General features: G+C 69.4%; 22 protein-coding genes and 1 pseudogene. 10 read left to right on the top strand and 13 right to left on the bottom strand.

From position 1 onward, the window contains the following. Positions 1–21: 21 nt before the first annotated feature. Positions 22–246 (bottom strand): hypothetical protein, encoded by a 225-nt coding sequence (locus EDD30_RS41060; RefSeq protein WP_244945696.1) that lies wholly within the window; start codon positions 244–246, stop codon positions 22–24. On the opposite strand from EDD30_RS41060, the pseudogene EDD30_RS41065 reads away from it, so the two are divergent. The 5 genes and pseudogenes from EDD30_RS41065 to EDD30_RS31810 all read left to right on the top strand — a co-directional run. Beyond that, a pseudogene (locus tag EDD30_RS41065) lies at positions 145–375 on the top strand (ATP-binding protein); the annotation flags it as partial. The gene EDD30_RS41060 and the pseudogene EDD30_RS41065 overlap by 102 nt on opposite strands. Before the next feature lie 71 nt (positions 376–446). Further along, positions 447–680 carry a hypothetical protein gene (locus EDD30_RS41070; protein WP_244945697.1) on the top strand — a complete coding sequence of 78 codons (234 nt, stop codon included), beginning with the start codon at positions 447–449 and terminating at the stop codon, positions 678–680. A 102-nt stretch (positions 681–782) separates the two neighbouring features. Further along, positions 783–953: a hypothetical protein gene (locus EDD30_RS41075; protein ID WP_244945473.1), complete on the top strand. Its 171-nt coding sequence runs from the start codon at positions 783–785 to the stop codon at positions 951–953. Beyond that, the gene (locus EDD30_RS31805; protein WP_071803510.1) at positions 950–2,023 is read left to right on the top strand and encodes a TniQ family protein; all 1,074 of its coding nucleotides are present in this window, start codon (positions 950–952) and stop codon (positions 2,021–2,023) included. The genes EDD30_RS41075 and EDD30_RS31805 overlap by 4 nt, the downstream gene beginning before the upstream one ends. 232 nt (positions 2,024–2,255) lie before the next feature. Then, positions 2,256–2,999, top strand: a complete 744-nt coding sequence (locus EDD30_RS31810; protein WP_143162571.1) for an ATP-dependent DNA ligase — start codon at positions 2,256–2,258, stop codon at positions 2,997–2,999. On the opposite strand, the gene EDD30_RS31815 is transcribed toward EDD30_RS31810, so the two are convergent. The 4 genes from EDD30_RS31815 to EDD30_RS31830 all read right to left on the bottom strand — a co-directional run bounded on the left by EDD30_RS31815 (position 2,909) and on the right by EDD30_RS31830 (position 7,561). Next, positions 2,909–4,183, bottom strand: coding sequence for a barstar family protein (locus EDD30_RS31815; RefSeq protein ID WP_244945474.1), 1,275 nt, complete (start codon positions 4,181–4,183; stop codon positions 2,909–2,911). The two genes, EDD30_RS31810 and EDD30_RS31815, sit on opposite strands and share 91 nt — an antisense overlap. Before the next feature lie 174 nt (positions 4,184–4,357). Continuing rightward, positions 4,358–5,860, bottom strand: coding sequence for a site-specific integrase (locus tag EDD30_RS31820; protein WP_123678615.1), 1,503 nt, complete (start codon positions 5,858–5,860; stop codon positions 4,358–4,360). 262 nt (positions 5,861–6,122) lie between these two features. Beyond that, the gene (locus EDD30_RS31825; protein WP_071803512.1) at positions 6,123–6,446 is read right to left on the bottom strand and encodes a helix-turn-helix domain-containing protein; all 324 of its coding nucleotides are present in this window, start codon (positions 6,444–6,446) and stop codon (positions 6,123–6,125) included. 5 nt (positions 6,447–6,451) lie between these two features. Then, positions 6,452–7,561 (bottom strand): tyrosine-type recombinase/integrase, encoded by a 1,110-nt coding sequence (locus tag EDD30_RS31830; RefSeq protein ID WP_071803513.1) that lies wholly within the window; start codon positions 7,559–7,561, stop codon positions 6,452–6,454. Positions 7,562–7,881: 320 nt separating this feature from the next. On the opposite strand from EDD30_RS31830, the gene EDD30_RS31835 reads away from it, so the two are divergent. After that, entirely contained in the window at positions 7,882–8,268 is a 387-nt protein-coding gene (locus EDD30_RS31835; protein WP_071808279.1) for a hypothetical protein, read from the top strand. A 291-nt stretch (positions 8,269–8,559) separates the two neighbouring features. Here the strand turns inward: EDD30_RS31835 and EDD30_RS31840 are convergent, their stop codons facing one another. The 3 genes from EDD30_RS31840 to EDD30_RS31855 are packed head-to-tail and all read right to left on the bottom strand — an operon-like array spanning position 8,560 to position 11,496. Continuing rightward, positions 8,560–8,925, bottom strand: coding sequence for a hypothetical protein (locus EDD30_RS31840; protein ID WP_148088167.1), 366 nt, complete (start codon positions 8,923–8,925; stop codon positions 8,560–8,562). 14 nt (positions 8,926–8,939) lie between these two features. Further along, positions 8,940–9,770: a hypothetical protein gene (locus EDD30_RS31845; protein WP_071805668.1), complete on the bottom strand. Its 831-nt coding sequence runs from the start codon at positions 9,768–9,770 to the stop codon at positions 8,940–8,942. 31 nt (positions 9,771–9,801) lie between these two features. Next, positions 9,802–11,496, bottom strand: a complete 1,695-nt coding sequence (locus EDD30_RS31855; protein WP_123678620.1) for a major capsid protein — start codon at positions 11,494–11,496, stop codon at positions 9,802–9,804. 472 nt (positions 11,497–11,968) lie between these two features. Between EDD30_RS31855 and EDD30_RS31860 the strand changes: the two genes are divergently transcribed. The 4 genes from EDD30_RS31860 to EDD30_RS31865 all read left to right on the top strand — a co-directional run bounded on the left by EDD30_RS31860 (position 11,969) and on the right by EDD30_RS31865 (position 14,168). Continuing rightward, the gene (locus EDD30_RS31860; RefSeq protein WP_071805670.1) at positions 11,969–12,625 is read left to right on the top strand and encodes a hypothetical protein; all 657 of its coding nucleotides are present in this window, start codon (positions 11,969–11,971) and stop codon (positions 12,623–12,625) included. Between the two features lie 63 nt (positions 12,626–12,688). Next, positions 12,689–12,814 (top strand): hypothetical protein, encoded by a 126-nt coding sequence (locus EDD30_RS41620; protein ID WP_280526182.1) that lies wholly within the window; start codon positions 12,689–12,691, stop codon positions 12,812–12,814. Positions 12,815–12,873: 59 nt separating this feature from the next. Then, positions 12,874–13,089, top strand: a complete 216-nt coding sequence (locus EDD30_RS38500; protein ID WP_143162693.1) for a hypothetical protein — start codon at positions 12,874–12,876, stop codon at positions 13,087–13,089. 362 nt (positions 13,090–13,451) lie between these two features. Then, positions 13,452–14,168, top strand: coding sequence for a MarR family transcriptional regulator (locus tag EDD30_RS31865; RefSeq protein WP_071805671.1), 717 nt, complete (start codon positions 13,452–13,454; stop codon positions 14,166–14,168). A 310-nt stretch (positions 14,169–14,478) separates the two neighbouring features. Here the strand turns inward: EDD30_RS31865 and EDD30_RS31870 are convergent, their stop codons facing one another. From EDD30_RS31870 to EDD30_RS31885, 5 genes are all read right to left on the bottom strand, one after another. Further along, positions 14,479–15,186 (bottom strand): DUF981 family protein, encoded by a 708-nt coding sequence (locus EDD30_RS31870; protein ID WP_071805672.1) that lies wholly within the window; start codon positions 15,184–15,186, stop codon positions 14,479–14,481. Positions 15,187–15,258: 72 nt separating this feature from the next. Continuing rightward, positions 15,259–15,420: a hypothetical protein gene (locus EDD30_RS39425; RefSeq protein WP_170047271.1), complete on the bottom strand. Its 162-nt coding sequence runs from the start codon at positions 15,418–15,420 to the stop codon at positions 15,259–15,261. 15 nt (positions 15,421–15,435) lie between these two features. Beyond that, positions 15,436–17,643 (bottom strand): phage head morphogenesis protein, encoded by a 2,208-nt coding sequence (locus EDD30_RS31875; RefSeq protein ID WP_071805673.1) that lies wholly within the window; start codon positions 17,641–17,643, stop codon positions 15,436–15,438. Further along, on the bottom strand, positions 17,640–19,487 hold the full coding sequence (locus EDD30_RS31880) for a hypothetical protein (protein ID WP_123678621.1): 1,848 nt from the start codon (positions 19,485–19,487) through the stop codon (positions 17,640–17,642). Before EDD30_RS31880 ends, EDD30_RS31875 begins: the two co-directional genes overlap by 4 nt. A 5-nt stretch (positions 19,488–19,492) precedes the next feature. Further along, complete coding sequence (locus EDD30_RS31885) at positions 19,493–19,807, bottom strand: hypothetical protein (RefSeq protein WP_071805675.1); 315 nt, start codon at positions 19,805–19,807, stop codon at positions 19,493–19,495. Positions 19,808–19,854: the final 47 nt, after the last annotated feature.

A 19,854-nucleotide genomic window follows, 5' to 3' on the forward strand; every position in this document is an offset into this window, starting at 1 on the left:
TTGCTCGGCCCCGCCGAGCTTTCAGCGCTCACCCCTGCCCAGCGCGACGTCTACGACGAAACCCGCATCGGGCACCATGCCCGGCTCATCGTGGTCGCGACCCCCACCGTCGAACGCGTCGTCAAGACCGGACGGCGGCTGACCGTGCTCAACCGCGGCCAGGACACTGCCCGCCGGGGACTGGTCGTCACTGGGGAATCCAGCACCGGCAAGACCACCGCGATCAAACAACTCGGCAAACACCACGAACTGCTCGCCCGGCGCCGGCGCACCGCCCCCGGCCCGTTCCTACCGGTCGTCTACGTCACCGTCCCACCCGCGGCGACCCCGAAAGTCCTCGCCGCCGAGTTCGCTCGGTTCCTCGGCCTACCGCTACCCCGGCACCTCAACCAGGTCAACATCACCAACGCCGTCTGCGACCTGCTCTTCCAGCTGCGCACAGACTCGTGCTCGTCGACGAGATCCACAACCTCAACCTCGCCACCCGCGGCGGCGCCGAAAGCTCCGACCAGCTCAAATACCTTGCCGAACGCATCCCCGCCACGTTCATCTACGCCGGCATCGACGTCGAACACGTCGGCTTGTTCACCGGCGTCCGCGGCCGCCAAATCGCCGGCCGCTTCACCAGCATCGCCAGCACACCCTTCATCTACGGCACCCGCAGCCAGCGCGACCAATGAGCCGCCCTGATCGCCGCCCTCGAAACCGCCCTGCGACTGCACCGGCACCGCCCCGGCAGCCTGCTGCGCCTGGCCACCTACCTCTACGAACGCACCAACGGCATGATCGGCAGCCTCTCGCATCTGCTGCGCGACGCCGCGATCGAGGCCATCTACGACGGCACCGAACGCCTCACCCAGACCAGCCTCGACCAGGTGACCCTCGACCACGCCGCCGAGCGCCAAACCCCACCACGACCACGCCGCCGCCAGCCAGCCGTCCGACCCGCATGATCCGCCCGGACGCTCAAAGCCTCACCGGCCCATGGCAGCAACCCGCCCGGGCGCTGCCCATACCCCTGTCACCACTGCCGCGCGAGTTCTTGTTCTCCTACGTCCGGCGGCTGGCCGCCGCCAACCACGCCACGCCGCGACTACTGCTATCCCACCTCGGCCGCCACCACTCCCACCCCAAAGCCGGTGGCATCGCCACCAGCACCTACGACCTCGCCCTCAACCATGCCGCGCTCACCCGGCTCGCGATCTACAGCGGATCTACACCGGCTGCCCTGCTCAAGGCCACCGGCGCCGCGCTCTCCACCGACATCGGCCCCACTCCGATCTGTGAGTGGACCAGCATCCTCAACCGGCGGTCCGCCTTCGCCTGCACACGCTGTGCCCCAGAAATTTCGCCCGGCACCGGTCTGATCGCCCTGGACGAACACCAGCCGGCAATCTGCCGCACCCACCAGGCGATCCTCGCCCGAGCAGGTATCACCGGCGAGCAGCAACTCCGCCCCTTCACGGAGATCGCCGCCGCAGCCCACCGTCACCACCACCTGCACCGGCGACGCCGGCACACCTTCAGCCGGTCCCTCGACGCCGCGTCAGCCCTGATCCGACGTTGGCGGCCCTTCGCCAAGCGGCGGGCCGAGTCCCCCGAACACCTCATCAGCAGATGGCACGAACGCGCCAGCCGACTCAACCTGCCCGACACCGATCAGCTCGTGCGCTACCCCGAGATGATCGCGCTGGCCCAGCTGTTCAGCACCCTGCCCTGGCCCGATGCGTCCGCAGATCAGCAAGCCAAGCCGATCATCACCGCGCCCCTGCACTTCCTCGAGCAAGCCGCCGTGCACTTAGCCCATCCCGAACCCAACCAGCTGTTCCAACGCGGTCACCCCCTCTGCCGCTGGGCCGACGTCCCCGAACGACCCGGCTACTGGTGGCGCGACTACGGAACCGAACCCGACAGAAGCATCTACTTCCGGCACAGGAACAACCCGAAAACCGCAGCAGCCCACCGCAGAAAAAGATCAGATTTAGTGAGACCAGCCAGTTCGACACCATCTCAGTCAAACTGATCCGCCGCAGGCCAACGGGCCCCACGCGGACCAACTTGGTTGAGAACTGACATGGCGGGCCCGGCCAGGCGGAAGCAATGCGGCAATGAATGTCATCCGCACCCACCTCGGCCGGGCCGCCGCCACTTCCCGCCGCGCCGCCACCCCTCTCGGGTGGCGAGCGCGCATTCCGGCACGTCACGCTGATCATGATCGTTAGCGTCAGTGGGTGCTCAGGCCGCCAATCGCGCCGATGCGGGCGGTCGGCGTACCGGAGCTGCCCGAGCCGGGGATGTGCCGCGGCGGTTGCGCCTACGAGATCAAGATGGATGGCTGGCGGTGCCTCGCGTTCACCCGTCCCAGCGGCGCCTATTTGCAAAGCCGCCAGGCCAAAGACCTGACGCCATACGCGCCGGAGGTCGCGGCCGCGGTCGAGCAGGCGCTACCGCCGGACACCGTCGTCGACGGAGAGCTTGTCGTCTTTGACCCGGCCACGGGCCGGACATCGTTCTCGGCGTTGCTCGGCCGGATCACCGCCGGGCGCCGGCTACCCACCGAGGTCGCCCGCCGTCCGGCGAACCTGGTGCTGTTCGACGTCCTCGCCGCCGCCGGAGAAGACCTGACCGCCCGGCCGCTGCGGGAACGCCGCACCCGGCTCGAAGCTCTGTTCGCCGACGCGCCGCCAGCGCTGGTGCTGTGCCCGCAGACCAAAGTGCCTCGGTTCGTCAATTCCGAACGGCGGTCTTGCCAGAACCGGGCCACGTTCGCGACCGTTGGCCTTGGTATGCGCTCCGGTTCGAGGAATCTGGAGGTTGGTCTCGTCGTTTCGCGCTCGGCCGAGCCCGCGGTCTGGATCTTTACCACCTGCCAGCCCCTCGTCGGCCGACTCTGTGACGGGCGTACAGCTCAGTCGAGGTCGACCTGGACCTGGTGCGCCGTAAGCATTTCTAGGAGATACTCCAGGCTGATCGCTGGACTTAGCCGACGCCGATCGTAACCGGTCACGAGGTGTTTGCAGGCGACGGTCGAGTTGTGCCACACGAGCCGAAACGGTGCCCGCGCGCCGAACTTCCCGCGCAGACAGTCAGCGAGCGCGTCGAGGTTCCACCCGAAGTATCCGCCCGGGCCGTTGATCGCCTCACCGATCGCGCAGTAGAACCCTTCGATGTCGGTCACGAACTGGCCGTCGAGGTGGTATGTGGTGTCGGCGGGCTGGTCGGGTGCATCTGTTCGGTGGGTGAGCGCGACGCCGGCCCATTGGTGGCGCAGTTCCCGGTTGTAGCCGGCCCAGAGGTTCTTCTCGGTGGGCCGTCCAGTGTGCCAATGCTTCAGGATGTCGAGGATCCCTGTCGGCAGCGGTTCCTGCGGATCGCTGTCGACGGTCACGTCGAGAAGTCCGGCACCGAGTCTTGATGGTCCGCTCGCGTGGACCGTCCCTGACACCGCCGCGCCGATGACTTGACCCGCTGAGCCGTCAGCGGCGACCACGTGGACATCGGCGCGGATTCGGCGGTGACGCAGGCCTGCCTTGGTCGACTGGCCGAGCGCACCGAGGGCGCTCAGTAACGGGGGTTCCGGTCGGCAGCCGAGTAGACGAATCTGCGGCACCAGCGGTGCCGCCTGATCGCGAAACACGCCGGTGACATCCCGACACGTGCCGTAGGACGCCTCGTCGCGGCCGTGGAGCACGAATTCGGTTACCTCGCCGGGACGTAGCACGGCGTCCGTGCGGTCGTAGACATGAACAAAGCCACCAAGATCAATGTCTATTGTTCCCGGCATGGTGGCATTCGGTCGTTGTTTCAGAATGACGACGTCACCGAGGTCCTCGCCCGACCAGGGCGGCGGCATGCCTGACTGTGGTGCAGGCGCGGTGATGGAGACGTCGCCCAGCGAGGCCTGGTCAGTGCCGAGTGCATCGGCGGGCAGCCGACCGATGAGATCGGCAAGCGCGCCGTCCGGCGTGCAGCCGATAAGGGTGAACTGCTCTCGGGGCTGGGGCGGCAGATCCGCGAACAGTCCTTCGATCTGCGCGCAGAGTGCCAGAGGGATGTCGTCCTCGTAAGTGTCCTCGAAGCCGGCGTCGCCAAGAAGGAGCCAGCGTGGGCCGACCGGATGCTCCCACGTCCACCGCCGCCGCTCGGGCGGCATGACCGCGTCGGGACCGGCGCTCGTCGTCACGCCGAGACCCTACCCGCTGGAGACGCCACGATGCGGCGCGTTCGTGGATGCCCGAGCACGGCCCGGCAACCTCAAACCCGTCGGCTCATCGGCTGCGGACGCCGTCAATGCCTGACACACCACGTGCTGTCGACGAAGTTTGCGCACCCGGCACCCCTCGACCGGCTGACCTGTTCATCCGCCGAGTCCGCGATGGTTGAGGGTAGCGAGGTATCGCATCAGCGGGGGGATCGTCAGTCCGAACAACTCGGCCGCGCGGCGGACGTCGCCGCCGGAGGCGTGGATCTCGTCCAGGATGCGGTCCTCGCGGAATCTGCTGGCGGGAATGCCGAGGGTCTTGTTGACCCACACGTAGGTCGCCTGGCTGGTGCGTGACGCGGTACGCACGTTGATGAATAGGTGCGGGTTCGCCGTAGCCGGCCATCGCCTGCAGCGGAAGTCGAGATAGGTGGTGAGTCGCTGGAGCACCGCCGGCGCCAGCAGGATCACCAGGCCGTCGACGTGCAGTCGGCCGTCGCGGTGGTCCAGCAGGTGCAGGCTGCGCAGCTGGCGCGGTCGGATGCCGTGGAAGATCAGCAATGCTGCCAGAGCGGCGCGGGTGGGTTCGGCCGGATCCAAGGCTGTCACGAGTTCATCGACGGTCAGCGGCAGCGGTGTTTGTCCCCGGATGGTGGCACCGCGTAGGCCGGTGGTCGGATTGGCGAACACGAGGCCCCGAGCCTTGAGCAGCCGGAAGATCGACCGGAAAGCAGAGATGATGTCCTTGCGCTGTCCCGGGCGTCGCGCTCGGGCAGCGGCTGCATAGACCTGGTCCTTAGTGATTTCGCGGAGGGAGTCGTGGCCGGCGGCTGCCCACGTCTTGAGGAAGGGCAACGCCACCGTGAGGTGGTTACGGACTGTCCGGTCGGTTCGGACGTGCAGTCGCGGCGCGCGTGAGCTGCCCTCGCGCATAGCGGTGAACCACTCTGTCAGCTCCCTGGCCATACGGTGTGGTAGTCCGGATGCGCATTGGTTGAACCAGGGCACGATCGCGGGCACGCGGTCGTCGTCGAGCATGCCGACGCTGGCGAGAACAGCGAGCACAGGTGTAACGGTGAGCGCGCGGCGGCTGAGCTGTGACAGGACCGCGGCCTCGCTGGCGCGGATCGGGGCGCCGGGCGTGTCTTGAAGGGCTAACAGGACACGAAGTCCGCGCCTGGCGGTCCCGATCAGACTGTCCGTCCAGCCGTGACGAGGGCCGTACTCGATAGCCGCGGCCTCGAGCGCCTCCGCCAGCCTGGAGACCGGCGGTGGGGGCAACTCGACGTATCTGCCGTCGCGCACCAGCTCGCGCGTGGCGTCGAAGAGAACGAGTTGCCGATACGGCAGCGGCCGGATGGGACCGGGACGCGGCGGGGTTGTGGAGCGCGGCTGCGTGGGACGAAGTCGGGACCGGTGCCTGGAGCCCTTCATTGCCAGCGCCAGCTTGTGCTCCATCCCGTCGAGGAAGAGCTGCTGGCCGCCGTAGACGGCCTCGGCGCGGCGGGTATCGCGGGTATCGCCGGCTTCCCAGCGGCGGCGGGCTCGGTCGCGGCGCCGGCACAGGCGGCAGCGGCCGGTGAGCGGGTGCAGCGTGCTGATAGTCCCGCAGGACGGGCACTGGCCGATGGGGGGTCTTGGCTGTGCCAGTGCCGGCACGCCCGGCACATTCCACCAGTGTTCTTGAACAGGCCCCACGCCAGACAGTGCGGGCACGAATCCGGCAGTGCCGGTGCATACCGGTGGCAGCGGATGCATAGGCCGCTGGACCAGTAGTTGTCTGGCGACCCGCACCGCCGGCACGGGTCCGGGGAGCGGTGATGCGCCGGGTAGCAGTCCTCGCAGCACCTCGTCGTGACGTTCATGACGGGCTTGGCCCGGCACGCCGGGCACGTCTCGGGTCGAGGGCCGCTGCGGGTGTTCATGCCGGCGGCGTGGTTCGCCGCCTGCCCAGACGCGGTGGCGGCATCGGCACGACCGCACCGTCACCGGCGGCCGCCTCCTGCTGGGGCTTGCGGGCGGCGACCTTCTCCGGCTCGCAGATCAGCAGGTCTGCGGGCGTGCACTCCAACACCGAGCAGATGACGTCCAGGTCATCGAGGCGCACCGTGGTCGGCGTGCTGGTCCATAACGCGGACATCTTCCCCGCGCTGACCGCCATCCCGGCCCCGGCCAGCCGGCGGCGCAGTTCAGTCGACTTCCAGATCCCGCGTTCGGCGGCCTTCATGCGCAGATTCCATCGCATCTGCCCTACCTCGCCTTCGCGTCAAGCCGGGCGGAGACCCGCTGGTTGGCTGCCGCCCACGCCTGCTCCACGTGATCGTCATGGACATGGACGTAGCGGGTCGTCGTGGAGAGCCACTCATGACCGAGAAGCTCCTGAATCGCCTTCAGGTCCATGCCCTGCTCATACAGTCGCGAGGCGCAGGAGTGCCGGAGCCCGTGCGGCGACAGCCGCCGTGACCACTTCGGCAGATGCCGGTCCACCGCCTGCGCCAGCCCTTGCCGCAACGCGCCATCGCCGGCGCGAAGGCACCGGCCAGTCATCGGGTCGCGGCGCTCACTTGGCAGCAGCGGAGCATCCGGATCGTCCCAGTCGTCGCCGAACTGATGCCGCACCTCTGCCAACCACCATGTGATCAGCCGGTCAACCTCATCGATCGCCGGGACCAGTCGCGTCTTCGGGCCACGGCCGCGACTGCCTTTACCGAAGCGCACATGCAGCTTGCCGTGCTCGCCCAGGTCGGGCCGCTTGCCGTGCTCGCCCAGGTCGGGCCGCCAGTCCCGCAGGTCGAGCATGACGGTCTCGCCGATGCGCAAGCCGACCCGTCGCCAGAGCGAGGCGGCCAGATAGTCGCGGGCGGACGGGAGGAATTTCCGCGCTTGCGGAAGTGCCTGCCGCCAGCCGCCGAACAGTTCCTCGACCTCCGCGGTCGACGGCGGCACCCGTGGTGCGCCGTACTCAGCTTTCGCCGGCCTGTTGAACTCGTCAACAATCTGCTCGACCACGTACCCGGTCAGGGCATGGATGTCGCCGCTATACCGGGCAATCAGGAAGTCGTAGAAGCTGGCCAACGCCCATGCCTTGCGCTGCACGGTCGAGTGCGCCAAACCACCCCGCCGCTGGGAGGCCAGGAACCGATCGGCGTCCTCGGGCCCGGCAGTCCACAAGGGTCGCGACAGGAAGCGCAAGAACTCGAAGATCAGCGACCGCTCCTGACAGACGACCGAGTCTGTCACGCCGGCTCCGACGCCCGCGAGAAGGAACTGATCGACGAGCTCCTGCTCGAAGTCCTCAGCCTCTGCAGCGTTCTGCAGACGGCGCGGAGAGGCCAAGTTGCGGACGACCGCCAAGCTCACGGACGACTCGGCTCACAGAAGACGACCATACATCGGAAATTACCCGCAATCGTCGAGAATCTCGACGGTCCGTCACCGCTTTCACCCTCCAGGTCGAACTCCGATGACCAGCAAACGAAGCGCCAAACCACGAACACCCGCCGAAGGAACCGGGAGGAGTTCGGGTAGACGTAGACCTCGCCCGCACCTGGTTCGACGAGTACCTCACCGGCGCTGAGGGCCTGGTCGTGAAGGATCTGGCGTCCCCGTACCGGGCCGGACGGACCGGGGCCTGGTGGAAACTGAAGCGGCGGGTAACCGCCGAGGCGATTGTTGGCGGGGTGATCGGTCCGGTCGACGACCCGCGGGTGCTGCTGCTCGGGCGCCTCGACGCTCGCGGTCAACGGCTGCGGTACGTGGGGCGGACCGTGCCGCTGGCGTTTAGCCAGCGTCAGGAAGCGGCAGGGCTGCTGACCCCCGCCGGCGGTTCCCATCCGTGGCCGCATCCGCTGCCCGCCGCGTGGATCGGACAGCTCGACCAGCGCGAACCGCAACCGTACGCGCAGGTCGAGCCGCTGCTGGTCGCGGAGATCGTCGTGGACCAGGCGTATGAGAACGGACGTTTCCGCCATGCCGTACGGCACCTGCGCTTACGGGCCGACCTCGATCCTGGCGACGTCGAACAGTGGCGACCTTCACCGCCGGACCCGGGCGCCCCCGCGGACTGACCCGGGTCACTGCGTACGCCGCTTGGTGTTTCGCCGTGGAGCGTTGGGCGGTACGAGAGCCGCCCAAGGGTCAACCGGCCGGGATGCCGGCCATCCCGCCTCGGCGGCCCTCTGGGTGCCTGAACCCGGCGCAAGCGTCACGGTGGGAAAGACAGGGTTGCCGAATACCTTGCCAACACCGGTCTGACCCCGGCCGACCTTCGTGACCTCGCCGAGCGCATGAGACGGGTCTAGCCGGTTGGAACCGCCGCTGTCCGACGCGTCGTAATCCGCTGCTTCGGCGCCGCTGACTCAGCGGCTACGTGGCCGCCGGCCCGCCGTCCTGCCGGAGCCCCGACCCGCGCCGGTCGCGGCAGGCGGACGCGCTTCATCGGAGGCGTCATCAGCCGGCTCCGGGCTCGACGCTTCTGTAGCCTTCGGCTCGTCCGGCGTAGGCGGGTCAGCGAGCCCGCCGCTGGAGTGCTCGGTACGGCCAGGATCGTTGTCGAGCCCGAACACTCGATCTGCCAGGTCGGCCGGTACATCGAATGCGAGGCCGCCGGCGCCGCCGGTCGTCGTGCGGACCTCGTCGTGCTGGTCCGGCCCGGCCGCCTTCAGCAGGCGGCGGGCCAGCCGCCGCGCGTCGTCGCGGTCCTGGGGATGGATCGTCACCGTCATGTCGCCCTCCACGCTCACGCGGTCGCCTGCGGCAGCCGCACCTTCACCGCCGCCTGCGCGCAACCCCACCCGACCAGGTAGCGGCGCTGCGCCACGGCAAACACCTCGTTGTCAACCGTCGACAGGGCCTGCGGCAGCGTCGGCAACGACACCGCGCCCCGCCGTACCTGCACCGCACCGGTCGCGTACAGCCACGCGTCACCGGCCGGCGGCACGGTGCCGTCGGGGCCGGCGCCGTCGGTGTGGGCGAACACAACCGGGTTGCCCAGTGGCGCGACCAGCCGTGGGTTTTCCACCCGGAGCAGCTGCGCACCGGTCAGGACGCCGGCGGTCCACCGCGGCGCCCACAGCACTCCGATCCCGCCGCTGCGGTCCGACACGAACGCCTCCAGCAATCCCAGCCCGATCGCCGCGGACACCGGCGCGGCGGCGGAGCCGCCGAGTATTTCGGTGTCCGGGTCGGCCAGCCGGGGCCGGTTGCCGGCTGTGCCGGTCCACGCGTAGTGCTCCAGCGACTGCTGCTCGATCAGGCCGAGTTTCTGGTGGGCCCGTTCGAGGAGGTCATCGCGGCCCGGCAGCGCGCACACGAACCCGGTATACAGCGAGATCGGCGGGCCGGCCTGCGCCACGTCCACGCCCGGCGGGAGGTGCAGCGGCGGGCGGTCGACCGCGCACGCCTCGGCCAGGGTGACCGGCGCCGGGGCGTCCGCGCACACCGGCTCCCACTGCACCCCGGCCATGAACTCGCGCGCGTCGGCGGGGTCGAGCACCGCCGCCGCGGAGAACAGCCCATACCGGTACGGCACCACGGGTGGCGCGGCGACGCTCACCCACGGCTGCGTCACCGCGCCGACTCCCCACCCGGGGCGGTGCGGGTCATGCGGCGACGCAGTCGAACGCGACCGGCTGACCGGTCACACCCGACGGGCACAGCGGCACCGTCAGCCGGTACGAGGCGTAGCACCGCTTGATCAGCAGAGTGGCCTCCTCCGACCACAGCGCGATGTACTCGTTGTCGCGCAGCTTCGTCGAGTCGTACACCGCGGCGAGGTCGATGATTCCGCGGGTGCCCTTCACCCACGTGCCCGGCGCGTACATCAGCAGCTGCACCGAGGACGGCCACTGCTGCGGCGACGCCGCTCCGCCGAAGCCGGCGCCGCCTGCGTCGACGTAGCCGTCCTGCCAGTCGTACACCCATCGCGGCAGCACGTTGCGCCGCTGGAACCAGGCGGTGATCTGCTCGTCGGTGATGTCGAAGAAGTTCTGCCCGGCCCGGCGGGCCATGTCCGCGCGGATCCAGTCCAGCAGCCACGACGGCGCCGGCATTTCCAGGGTGGCCCGCCGGCTCATCCGGTACCGGTGGCGGTAGTCCGTCGCCGCGATCGCCACCGCACCCAGCACCCCGGTCGTGGTGTGGTCACCGTCAACGTCGGTGCCCAGCGGCAGCGTGAACGGCGTCGACCCGGACGGGGCGGCCATCTTCGCGATCAACCTCGCGTTGATCTTGTGTTCGTGGGCGACCATCGCCCGCCGTACGACCTCGCGGGTGTTCTCCGGCCACACCTCGTTCTGCACGATGTCGTGCTCCAGGCAGATCCCGTCGACTTCGAGGCGGGTCTCCGCGAAGTCCGGGCACGGCACCCGGTAGCAGGACTTGTCCGTGCCGGCGACCGAGTCCGCCTCGGTCTGCACGAATCCGACCGCGGAGAACAGGTCCCGGAACTCCAGCCCGGTCGGGTACCGCAGACCGCCGCGGGTCACCGTCACCGTCGGCAGGTCCAGGATCCCCTCCGAGGTTTCCAGCCCGGGGCATAGATCCCACAGCGTCTCCGACGGCGCGCACCAGCCGCCCGCCGCCACCAGGTTGCCGCCCGACAACCGCGTCTGCGACGCCGCGTGCTCCACCACGTCGAAGTCGTCGCCCGCCGACGCCACCAGTCCCTGCTCGGTTGGCAGTTCGATCCGCGCGACGCCCTGCCGGATCCGGGTCTGCACCGCCGCGCCGCGCGGCATTGCCGCGAACCGCTCATCCACTGCCCTCGCTAGATCCTCCACAGAAGAGAACAGATGCCCGTTCGGCACGTTGGGGACGTCTGGGGCGGCTTTCACTCGCGCGGAGCGCGCCGACACCGCCGTACGCGGCTTCGGCTGCCGTGCCGCGGCACGCCGCGCCAGCGACGCGAGAACCGGAGTCGGCTCCGCCGGCTCGGCTGGCTCGACGGGCGCCTCATCCGGCTGCGCCGGCGCAGGCTCCCCCTGTTGGCCCGGAGCGCTCCCGGCCGGCTCACCCTCTTCCTCGCCTTCGGTCTCGTCGTCCTCGTCGTCGCCGTGGACCTGCCCGGCGAGGTCGTCCAGCTCGGCGGCGACCTGCGCCGCAGCGGCCATGATCTCGCCTTCGCGAGCACGGACTTGCCGCACGAACTCGGCCAGCTCGCGCAGCCGCACCAGGCCGTCGCCGGTCAGCTCGGGGTCGTCGCGTAGCGTGTCGAACGCGGCGACCGCATCGTTCTCCAAGGCGGTCAACGCGTCCAGGTCGAGACCGTCAAGGGTCTCGGGAATCTCGAACTCCACCGGTGGCTCTCCTCGGCACGGTTGGGACATCAGTCCCGACCGGCCCGCAGCCAGCATCGGCAGTTACTCCCACCATACCGAAGATCCGCGACCGGGCGTTGTGACGGGAGCGGTGTGACCCCTGGCCGAGCAGCGGCATACCCGGCAACGGAACTACCGCATGCCGGTCGGTGTCCGGGCAAAGGTGGGCTGTCCCGAACCGCCGGGCAGTCGGCAACGACCCAGGCAGTGACCCGCCGGATTCCCAAAGAGACGGTATTCCGAGATCCAAAGAGGCTGGTCGATCTGCAGGGAGTCGTTGGCGCTGCGAGCCCCCGCGCGCGAACCCCCATTGTGGTGGTGTGCCCCGTACAGTGACCACGTGCATCGCAGTCACTTCGAGGACTACGCGTCGGCTTCGTGCCGCGCTCTGCCTCTGTGCGATTGTGGCGCACCTACTACCTCACGGCCCGGCAGGGGCGCGAATCTGGTCATGACCGCCGACGGTCGTTCGGAAGTTTGGCAGATCAAGCACCTCCCCGCAGGCTCCGGCAAGTCCGTCACCATGGCGCTCCTGGCGTGGGAGGCCAAGCGGTCCGCCCGCTTCACCGCATCCACGCGGATGGTCAAGCGCGTGATGAGGCAGTTGAGCTCCACGGCGGAACCTATCGTCGCCGGCACATCGTCACCGGGATCATCAAGCAACATCGACGATCCACCGAGCAGCGGCAGCGGGCGCGTCCCGGGTTTTTTCCTCGAGGTGCTCACAGTAGTAAAGACCGATAGCGCGCGGTGGGCGCTAAGGAGCCGACGCCGCGCCATTAAGGAAGCGTTCGAGTGTGCGTTCGCGCTGGTGGACGAGCAGCCCGCATCGCTCAGCAATCGGCTCCACCAGGCGTTCAGGTCATCGCGGTGGTCGGCTGCCCTGACCGCCATCCAGCTCCGACAGGCGACAGCGCTTGATCTCGCACGGGCGATGTCCAAGCTGGCGATGGCGGCCCGCTCGGTGCGAGGCCTGCCATCGGCGTCGGCGTCGGCGCAGCCGCCCGGCGAGTTCGTGCGTACGCATCCCCGCGTGCCTCGTGGTCCCAGTGCTGCCCTGTGCAGTGCGACCTCTTGGCCTTCCGGTGGGGTGTTGAGCGTGGTGTAACCGACATGCTCCCTACGCCGCCGGCTCGTTTGCGTACAGGGAGTCATGTTGTCGGATTCGACTGTGACGGCAATCATCATGATCGTCGAAGAATCTGCAGGCACGGCTAGTGGCGTGCCGATGCGGTTGGTCAATCCGCGGACGCTGCCCGCGGTCGTCGTCGGTCTCGGCCCGGCGGTGGCGGCATGAAAACCCTCGGTGTGGCCAGCCTCGGTGCATTCGGCTACCTGCTCGGCACGTAGGTTGGCATGCCCTGGGCGGCACTGCTGTCCTACACGATCGTCGCAGCCCTGCTCACCACCGTGGTCGCCATTTTGCAGATCGTGGTGCCGCAGGACTCGCACGACAAGGTGCTCTGGTGGAACACGCTGCTGCGGTGGCGCCGAAACCGTACTGAGAAGCCGACCGAACTAGGGGTGGAAGGCCGGTGTCGACAACATCTTCGCCGTCGTCGACACCGGTAGCGACGCGGGTTGGCGCCGCTTCTCCTGTGGCGGCCGCGTTCGAGGGTGCGCAGAGCCAAGGTGCCATGAGCCCCACGAACAAGACTGGTGCAAGGTCCAAGACGCGACACACCAGCGATCGTGCCGCGCCCGCCAAAGTAGCGCTCATACGAGGATGAGTCGGATCACGTGGTGTTGGAGTACACACAGCCCCCACGCGTATACCAGGCGCAGGCTAGCCGGCAAAGCATGGTGACGAGTTCGTCTTCGGCGACCCTGCCTTCCTGGGATGCTGAGCATGCGGATCACCGTCGCCACGGTTTCGCCGGCCTTGGCACCGTTGCACGACGATTCAAGATCGGGCTGGAGCGAAGGGACGTCTCATGCGGCTCAAAAGCACAGATGTGATCGCCGGCGTTCCCGCGCCGCAGCTACGCACACTGCTGCAGCACATCAAACGCAGAGACGGGCTGACCGTCGCGGAGATTGCCGACCTGCTCGAGGTCGATGCCGACGCCTCCCGCTCGATCATCGACCATCTGCTCGCCGACGGGCACCTCACGCAGATCCGCGACCCGGGTGGCCATGAGCTGTTCGACACCACAATCTCCGGCAACGCAATCGCCGGCGCGAAGTTCGTCTCACCGATACCGGCGGCCAAGGCCGAACAGGTGTTGGCGGCGTTCCTCAATCGGGTCCGGGCCTACAACGCCGACCCAGATAACCTGCTCACTGTCGAACGAGTAACCCTGTTCGGCAGCCACGCATGCGGCGCAGCTGAGGTTGCCGACGTCGACGTCTCAATCACAGTGGTGCGCCGCGTCACCGGCGACGCCTACGCCGACGCCACCGAAGCCCTCGGCGCCCGGGTCGGCGCCCGCCGGGAAGGCGTCCTCGATCATCTGCGCCTTCCGCAGCGGCTCTTGCACAGCACGCTCAAGAACCGCAACCGGTACCTCTCCATCACCAACGAGGACGTCAGCCAGTTCACCGACGACTACCGCACCGTGTACCGACACGCTGACGACCCGGACGCGCAACCGTTCCCGCCCGGCGCTCAGATCGACCACCCCGGCACCCCGGACCGTGCCGACTCTTGAACATAGGGACAAGATTCGGGACATATGAGCAACAACGTCTCGCCGATCGCATCCGGGGCGTCGGCAAAGAGCAGACCTGGCGGCGCCTGTGGTCTTGATAGTGATGGAACGCCCGGCGGTACGACCACCGTTATCTGCTGCTTCTCGCCGAGCATCATCTAGCTCTTCGAGCGCGGTCCGGAGCGCTCCGTTCGTGAGATAGGAAGTTGCTGACACCGCTCGGCGCCCAAGGGGCCTCGAAGGTCTGGCTCGGGTACACCCCACACCACAGTCACTCCCATCCCGCAGTCTCGGATCCCTTGACACAGGGCTACCACCGGAGACCCGGACCGTCCGTTCCAAGATTGATCAAGAGACCGGTGTGGGTGTAGAAGTTCATCGCCGAGAAGAGGGCGAACGCGACGCCGGACACGGTCCAGGCCCAGTACATGAGCAGCCAGGCGATGCGGCTGTTCGGGCGGATCGCGAACGGGAACGCAAGACAGCCGACGGCGGCGAGGCCGTACAGGACGACGGCGAAGAACAGGTTTTCGATCATCGGCCAGTCGTGCAGCAGTCCGGTGATCGGCTCTTCGGCTGGCGCCGAGGACACCACGTCGAACCGGGCGATCGCGGCGGCGCACCAGGCGAGGACGATGCCGAGCCAGAACACCACCCAGCTCGCCGGCGACAGGGCGGTCCGCAGCCGCTCCGGGTCGAGGGGGTCGCCGGTGCGGGCGAGGTACCAGGCCGCGGCGAGCAGCAGCACGCCGAGGATCAGCGACGGCTCGCCGAAGATCGTGTCGATGTAGTCCTTCGCGGGCGCCAGGGGGTGCCACACCGTCATCACGAAGCCCAGCCCTGTGAGGATGGCGCCGAGGACCCCGAACGTGGCGGCCCAGCCCCCGCCGGCTGGCTTGCGGTTGACGAGCAGCAGCGGCGGGCGGTCGCCGCGCATGACCGCGCAGAAGCGGGGGACGAGCATGAGGGCGAGGCCGGCGGCCACGCCCATGGTGGTGTTGAACATGATCAGTCGCATCGGTGCTCCCGGCGTGGTGCAAGGGGTGGTCAGGTCGGGGAGCGGGTCGAGCTGACCATCACCAGGCGGGTGTTACTTGGAGATGGGGCGGATGGTGCCGCCGCCGCCGTTGCGGGCGTCGGCGATCTCCGCGTCGATCTTCGTGGCGTGCTCGGTGGCGGTCCGACCGGTGTTCTCGTACTCGAGCAGCCACACGGTGGTGGTCCGGCGGTTCCCGCAGCCGCATCCAGCCATCAGGGTCTCCTTCGCTCAGGGTTGGGGGTGGACTTCGGCGGTCAGGGCGTCGACGAGGCTGCGCCGGTCTCGGCCGATGGTTTCGGCGATGGCGTCGGCCTGCCGGCGGCGGGCGGCCGCGTCGCGCTCGGCCGCGAACCCGGCCGCAACAGCACGCCGCACCGCAGAGTCGAGGGCGGCGGAGTCGGCCATGAGCAGCCCGGTCCGCCGTCGTCCTGCTGCGGTGCTGGTGGAGGGTTGCCAGCCGGTCCAGCCGGAGGCGAGCAGTGACACCGATCGGCCGCCGGCGGAGCGGCCCCGCACGACGGGGAACCCACCGACGTTGACGCACAGCGCGGCGACGAGCTGGCGCTGGCCGCCGATGACGCGCCAGTCGCCCGACAGCGGGGAGCGGCGCAGCAGCTGCACCTGCGCCGGGGTGGCCTCGGGAACGAGCGATCCGGCGATGTAGATGCCGTGCACGTCGCGGCCGGCGCGGACCACGGCGACCTGGGTGCCGGTGTGGTCGTAGTGCTCGACCGCGGCAGCGGCGCTGGCGGACAGGTCGGCGTGGCCGGTGCCGGCGGTCAAATGCCCGACCGCGATCAGGTCGCCTTCGGCAGTCTGGATTTCGGGGCGGTGGAACCAGTCGAAGCCGCCCTCGGTCGGCGGCAGGACGCATTGGCCGCCGGGCAGGAACGACAGGTGGCAGTCGTTGTCGGCGAGGTGTCCGAATACGCGGCCGTCGGCGGTGACGGTGACCGGGGTCAGCTCCGGCAGGTCGGGGTCGTCGAACCAGGCCCGCGGCGGGTACAGCGGCGCCGCCGCCTGTGCCGGCGGTCCACCGGCGGTGACCGCGTCCTCGGCGACGTCGCCGGCTGGGGCGTCGCCGTCGGTGAGGGTGATGCGGGCCTGCGGGAACGCTTGCGTGCCGACCAGGGTGACGGCCATGACCCGGCCGCGGGTGACCAGCACGGTCGGTTCCTCGCCGGAGTCGATGAACGTCTCGAACTGCTCGTCGGTCATGTCCTCGATCAGCACCCCGGCGGCGTCGGTGAGGGTCCACTCGAAGTCGTCCAGGTCCACCGACGGGTACAGCACCCCGGCGCGTAGCAGCTCCAGGGCCTCGCCCAGCTCTGGGACGGCGGCGATGAAGTCTCCGGTCCCAGTGATCTGCCCGTCGTCGATGTGCCCGTCAGTGATCCGGCCGATCGTGACGGCGCCTTCGTGTCCGGGGGCGTCTTCGCGGGCCCACCGCAGCGGCAGCGGGAACTCGCGGAACGACCAGGTGCCGTCGGCGGCGAACACCCGCCGGTCCCCGGACGTCTCCTCGAGCGGTGCGAGGATCCCTTCCCATCTGGCCATGCCAGCTCCACCTTCCGCGGCCGCGGCCGCCGTCACCGTTGTGCCGGCCGTGCGGCCGGTCCAGGGATGTGTCGCAATGTCGGGCAGCGGCTCACCGGCGGGAATCTCGACCATGGTGCAGCGGCACGCCACCGTCAGGTGTGGCGGTGCTGCCGGGTCGCCGGGGTAGCGCAGCGGCACCCCGTCCGCGTGGAACACCCCGTCCAGGGGTGCGCGTTGTCCGTCAAGGGCGCGGTGCGCGTCGCGGGTGCGCTCGTCGTGGGTGGCCACCCACACCTTGTCCAACTTCTCGTCCAGCACCGCGGCCGAGGTCAGCCAGCCGGTAAGCGTGCCCGCGTTGTATGCCCCGATCGTCTCCGTGCGGGCGATCGTCTGCGCGCGGCCGTCCCACGCGTCGGCGCCCAGGATCTCGGCGATCGCGTCCCGGATGCGCGGGATCGACCCGCCTTGCCCGGCCAGCTCGGCGACCGTCGCGGCTACCTGCGACCAGGCGTCGTCGGGAACCTTGGCGAGCCGGTTCGGCAACTGGTCCAGGTACTCGGCGACCGCGTCGGCCACGGCGAGCACGTCGAGGTCCCCGCCGGCGTCGACGACCCCGGTCCGGAAGGTGTCGGCGGCTGCGGGCAGCAGGTGCACGGTCATCGCGTCCAGCCACGCCTGTCCGGCGCCGGCCAGCGCCGAAGGGTCCGGCGGCAGCGCGGCCGCGGTCAGTGTCGGCAGCGCGAGCCGGCGTGCCGTGGTCAGCCAGGCGGTGAGGGCAGCTTGGACGGCAGCGTGCATTCGCTGCTCACACGCCGCGACCTGCGCGGCGTGCGCCAGGCGCAGCGGCATCCACAAGTCGCCGCTCCCGGCGGGCGGGGTGCCGGAGGTGGGGGTCATGCCGGCACCAGCTCACCGCCGACCGCACCGGCCAGGTGCTCTCGGAGTGTGTCGGGGTCGTGCCGGGCGCCGCTGACAAGCAGACCGCCGACGTACGCCGACAGATGCACGGTCAACGCCTCCGCGTCGACGCCCAGCCGCGGCGCGACGGTCGGCACGGTCGCGAACGCCCCGGACAACAGGCGCGGGACCGCGTCGGCCGGCTGGGGCCGCACGGTGTGGTACTCCCACGACGGCAGGTCCCGATGCTGGTAACGCTGGCGACCCAGGATCCGCTTGCCGGCCAGCTCCAGGGCCTTGAGCACCAGCGCCTCGCACGCCGCTACAACGGGCTCCACCCGCGCCGCCGACGCCGTGATGCTCGCCTGGTCCCGGTCCGGCGGCGCCCGGTCCGGGTCCTGCACCGGTGCCGGATCCTCAGCCGAGGGCGTCGGCTCGTCGACCGGCGGGGGAGGGGCGAGCAGATGCTGGACGTCGACGTCCGCGGTCACCCCGGCGAGTTCCAACAACCGGGTCACCAGCGCCGGCCCGGCCGCGGGCACGGTCCGCACGATCTCCAGGAGCCGGCGCAGTTCGCGCTCACCCGGTTCCGGGGCGTCGTTGTCGGAAAAGCCGGTCTCGCGGCGCAGTGCCTTACCGGACAGCTCCCCGCGGTCGAACAGGTCCTTCGCGTCACTACCGCGGTCGGGAGCCTGGGTGAGCTCGCTGGTGTCGTACCAGACCACCCACGAGCGCGGGTCGTCGACGACGCCGTCCAGGGCGGGCCACAGCATCTGCTGCGTCAACGCCGCGCACAACAGCTCCAGCTTGGACTCCACGTGGTACTTGATCGTCGCCTCATCGAGCTGCCACGCCGACCAGTGGTTCGTCTCCGCCATCCCGAGCAGCACCTCTGGTGGCACGTCCAGGCCGAGCGCGAGACGGCGGATCGCCCCGTCGAGCAGGCCCGGCACGGACGCGGAGAGTTCGGTGGCGAACGACAGCAGCCGGGCCTTCTCCAGGTGCTCGGCCGGGCCTTGCACCACGATCGGCACCAGGGCGGCGACGGAGTCGCGGTCGCGCACGGCGGTGGTCATCGCCTCGGTCAGCGCGGCCAGGAACGACGACACTCCGTCGTCGGGCTGGTCCTGCTGATCCGATGGGACGAACGACAGCTCGTTGGGCAGCAGCAGGATCCCGGCGCCGGCGAGCCGCGAGTCGATCTGCGACTGCACGTACTGCGACAACCTTTCGATCAAGCGCAATACCCTGCGGTTGGCCTGGACCTGGGACTTCGGGAGCTGGTGTTTACGCGGGGACGGCACCCAGATCCGGACGATCACTGTCTCGTCGGCGACCAGCTCGCGGGCGCCGTCGCCCTGGTCGAGCAGGTACTGCCCGGAGCGTTCCTGCAGTTCGTCGGTGGAGGCGATCAGCCACCGCTCGCGGTCGCCGGTCCGGCCGTCGCTGTTGCGTTCCGGCTCGCCGATCAGGTAGCACTCGCCGGGCACGCCGAGCTGCACGCCGACCTCGTGCAGCAGTTCCGCCTGACGCGACGGGCCGCCGAGGAATGTGTCGTTGATGTCGCCCGGTGCGGTGTCCGGCGACTCGATCGGGTCGCCGTGCTCGTCGAGCTGGGTGATGTACAGCCGTGACCTGGACATCGCCTTGGCGATCAGGTCGACGATGTAGGAGAGTTCGCCGCACTCCTCGTAGTGCCGCCACGCCTCGTCCTGCCACTCCTGCCGGCCGATACGGCGCACCGACCCGGCCGAGTCGTAGCGCATCCGTGCCGCCGACGCGACGACCGCCGTCGCGCGTCCGACCGGGGTTTCGTCGCTGGGGCGTCGTCCCCACCACGCCATCGCGGTCACTCCTCCGGCTCGGCGCGCACCAGCAGCCCGGTGGCGTACGACAGGGCCAGCGCGGCAGCCGGGATGTCGATCCACCAGTGCCCCGACCAGCGGGGTCCGGCGGACGCGGCCCACCAAATGGCGGCGGCAGGAAGGGCGACCCACGCGGATACGCACCAGCGGCAGTGCAGCAGGTAGGTCCACATACTGCCGGCCTTGAGGCGCTGCGCGGCCGCGGTCCGGAACGGTTCGGTGATCTTGTCTGCGCAGATGAGTCGCGTCAGCCGTGCCACGGCGAGCACGACGATGGCCACTTCGATCCACAACACCATGAATGTCAGCGTAGCAGCGCGACTGTGGCCGTATATACAACGGCGAC

The sequence above is a fragment of the Couchioplanes caeruleus genome, from assembly GCF_003751945.1.
Taxonomy (GTDB): Bacteria; Actinomycetota; Actinomycetes; order Mycobacteriales; family Micromonosporaceae; genus Actinoplanes; species Actinoplanes caeruleus.

Bases quoted from the DNA above. Each gene is read 5' to 3' on its own strand.
- EDD30_RS31875 (WP_071805673.1), bottom strand. From the start codon at position 17,643: ATGACCCCCACCTCCGGCACCCCGCCCGCCGGGAGCGGCGACTTGTGG.
- EDD30_RS31860 (WP_071805670.1), top strand. From the start codon at position 11,969: ATGACCGCCGACGGTCGTTCGGAAGTTTGGCAGATCAAGCACCTCCCC.
- EDD30_RS31880 (WP_123678621.1), bottom strand. From the start codon at position 19,487: ATGGCGTGGTGGGGACGACGCCCCAGCGACGAAACCCCGGTCGGACGC.
- EDD30_RS31840 (WP_148088167.1), bottom strand. From the start codon at position 8,925: ATGACGGTGACGATCCATCCCCAGGACCGCGACGACGCGCGGCGGCTG.
- EDD30_RS31865 (WP_071805671.1), top strand. From the start codon at position 13,452: ATGCGGCTCAAAAGCACAGATGTGATCGCCGGCGTTCCCGCGCCGCAG.
- EDD30_RS38500 (WP_143162693.1), top strand. From the start codon at position 12,874: ATGCCCTGGGCGGCACTGCTGTCCTACACGATCGTCGCAGCCCTGCTC.
- EDD30_RS31885 (WP_071805675.1), bottom strand. From the start codon at position 19,807: ATGGTGTTGTGGATCGAAGTGGCCATCGTCGTGCTCGCCGTGGCACGG.
- EDD30_RS41075 (WP_244945473.1), top strand. From the start codon at position 783: ATGATCGGCAGCCTCTCGCATCTGCTGCGCGACGCCGCGATCGAGGCC.
- EDD30_RS31870 (WP_071805672.1), bottom strand. From the start codon at position 15,186: ATGCGACTGATCATGTTCAACACCACCATGGGCGTGGCCGCCGGCCTC.
- EDD30_RS31805 (WP_071803510.1), top strand. From the start codon at position 950: ATGATCCGCCCGGACGCTCAAAGCCTCACCGGCCCATGGCAGCAACCC.
- EDD30_RS31810 (WP_143162571.1), top strand. From the start codon at position 2,256: ATGCGGGCGGTCGGCGTACCGGAGCTGCCCGAGCCGGGGATGTGCCGC.
- EDD30_RS39425 (WP_170047271.1), bottom strand. From the start codon at position 15,420: ATGGCTGGATGCGGCTGCGGGAACCGCCGGACCACCACCGTGTGGCTG.
- EDD30_RS31825 (WP_071803512.1), bottom strand. From the start codon at position 6,446: ATGCGATGGAATCTGCGCATGAAGGCCGCCGAACGCGGGATCTGGAAG.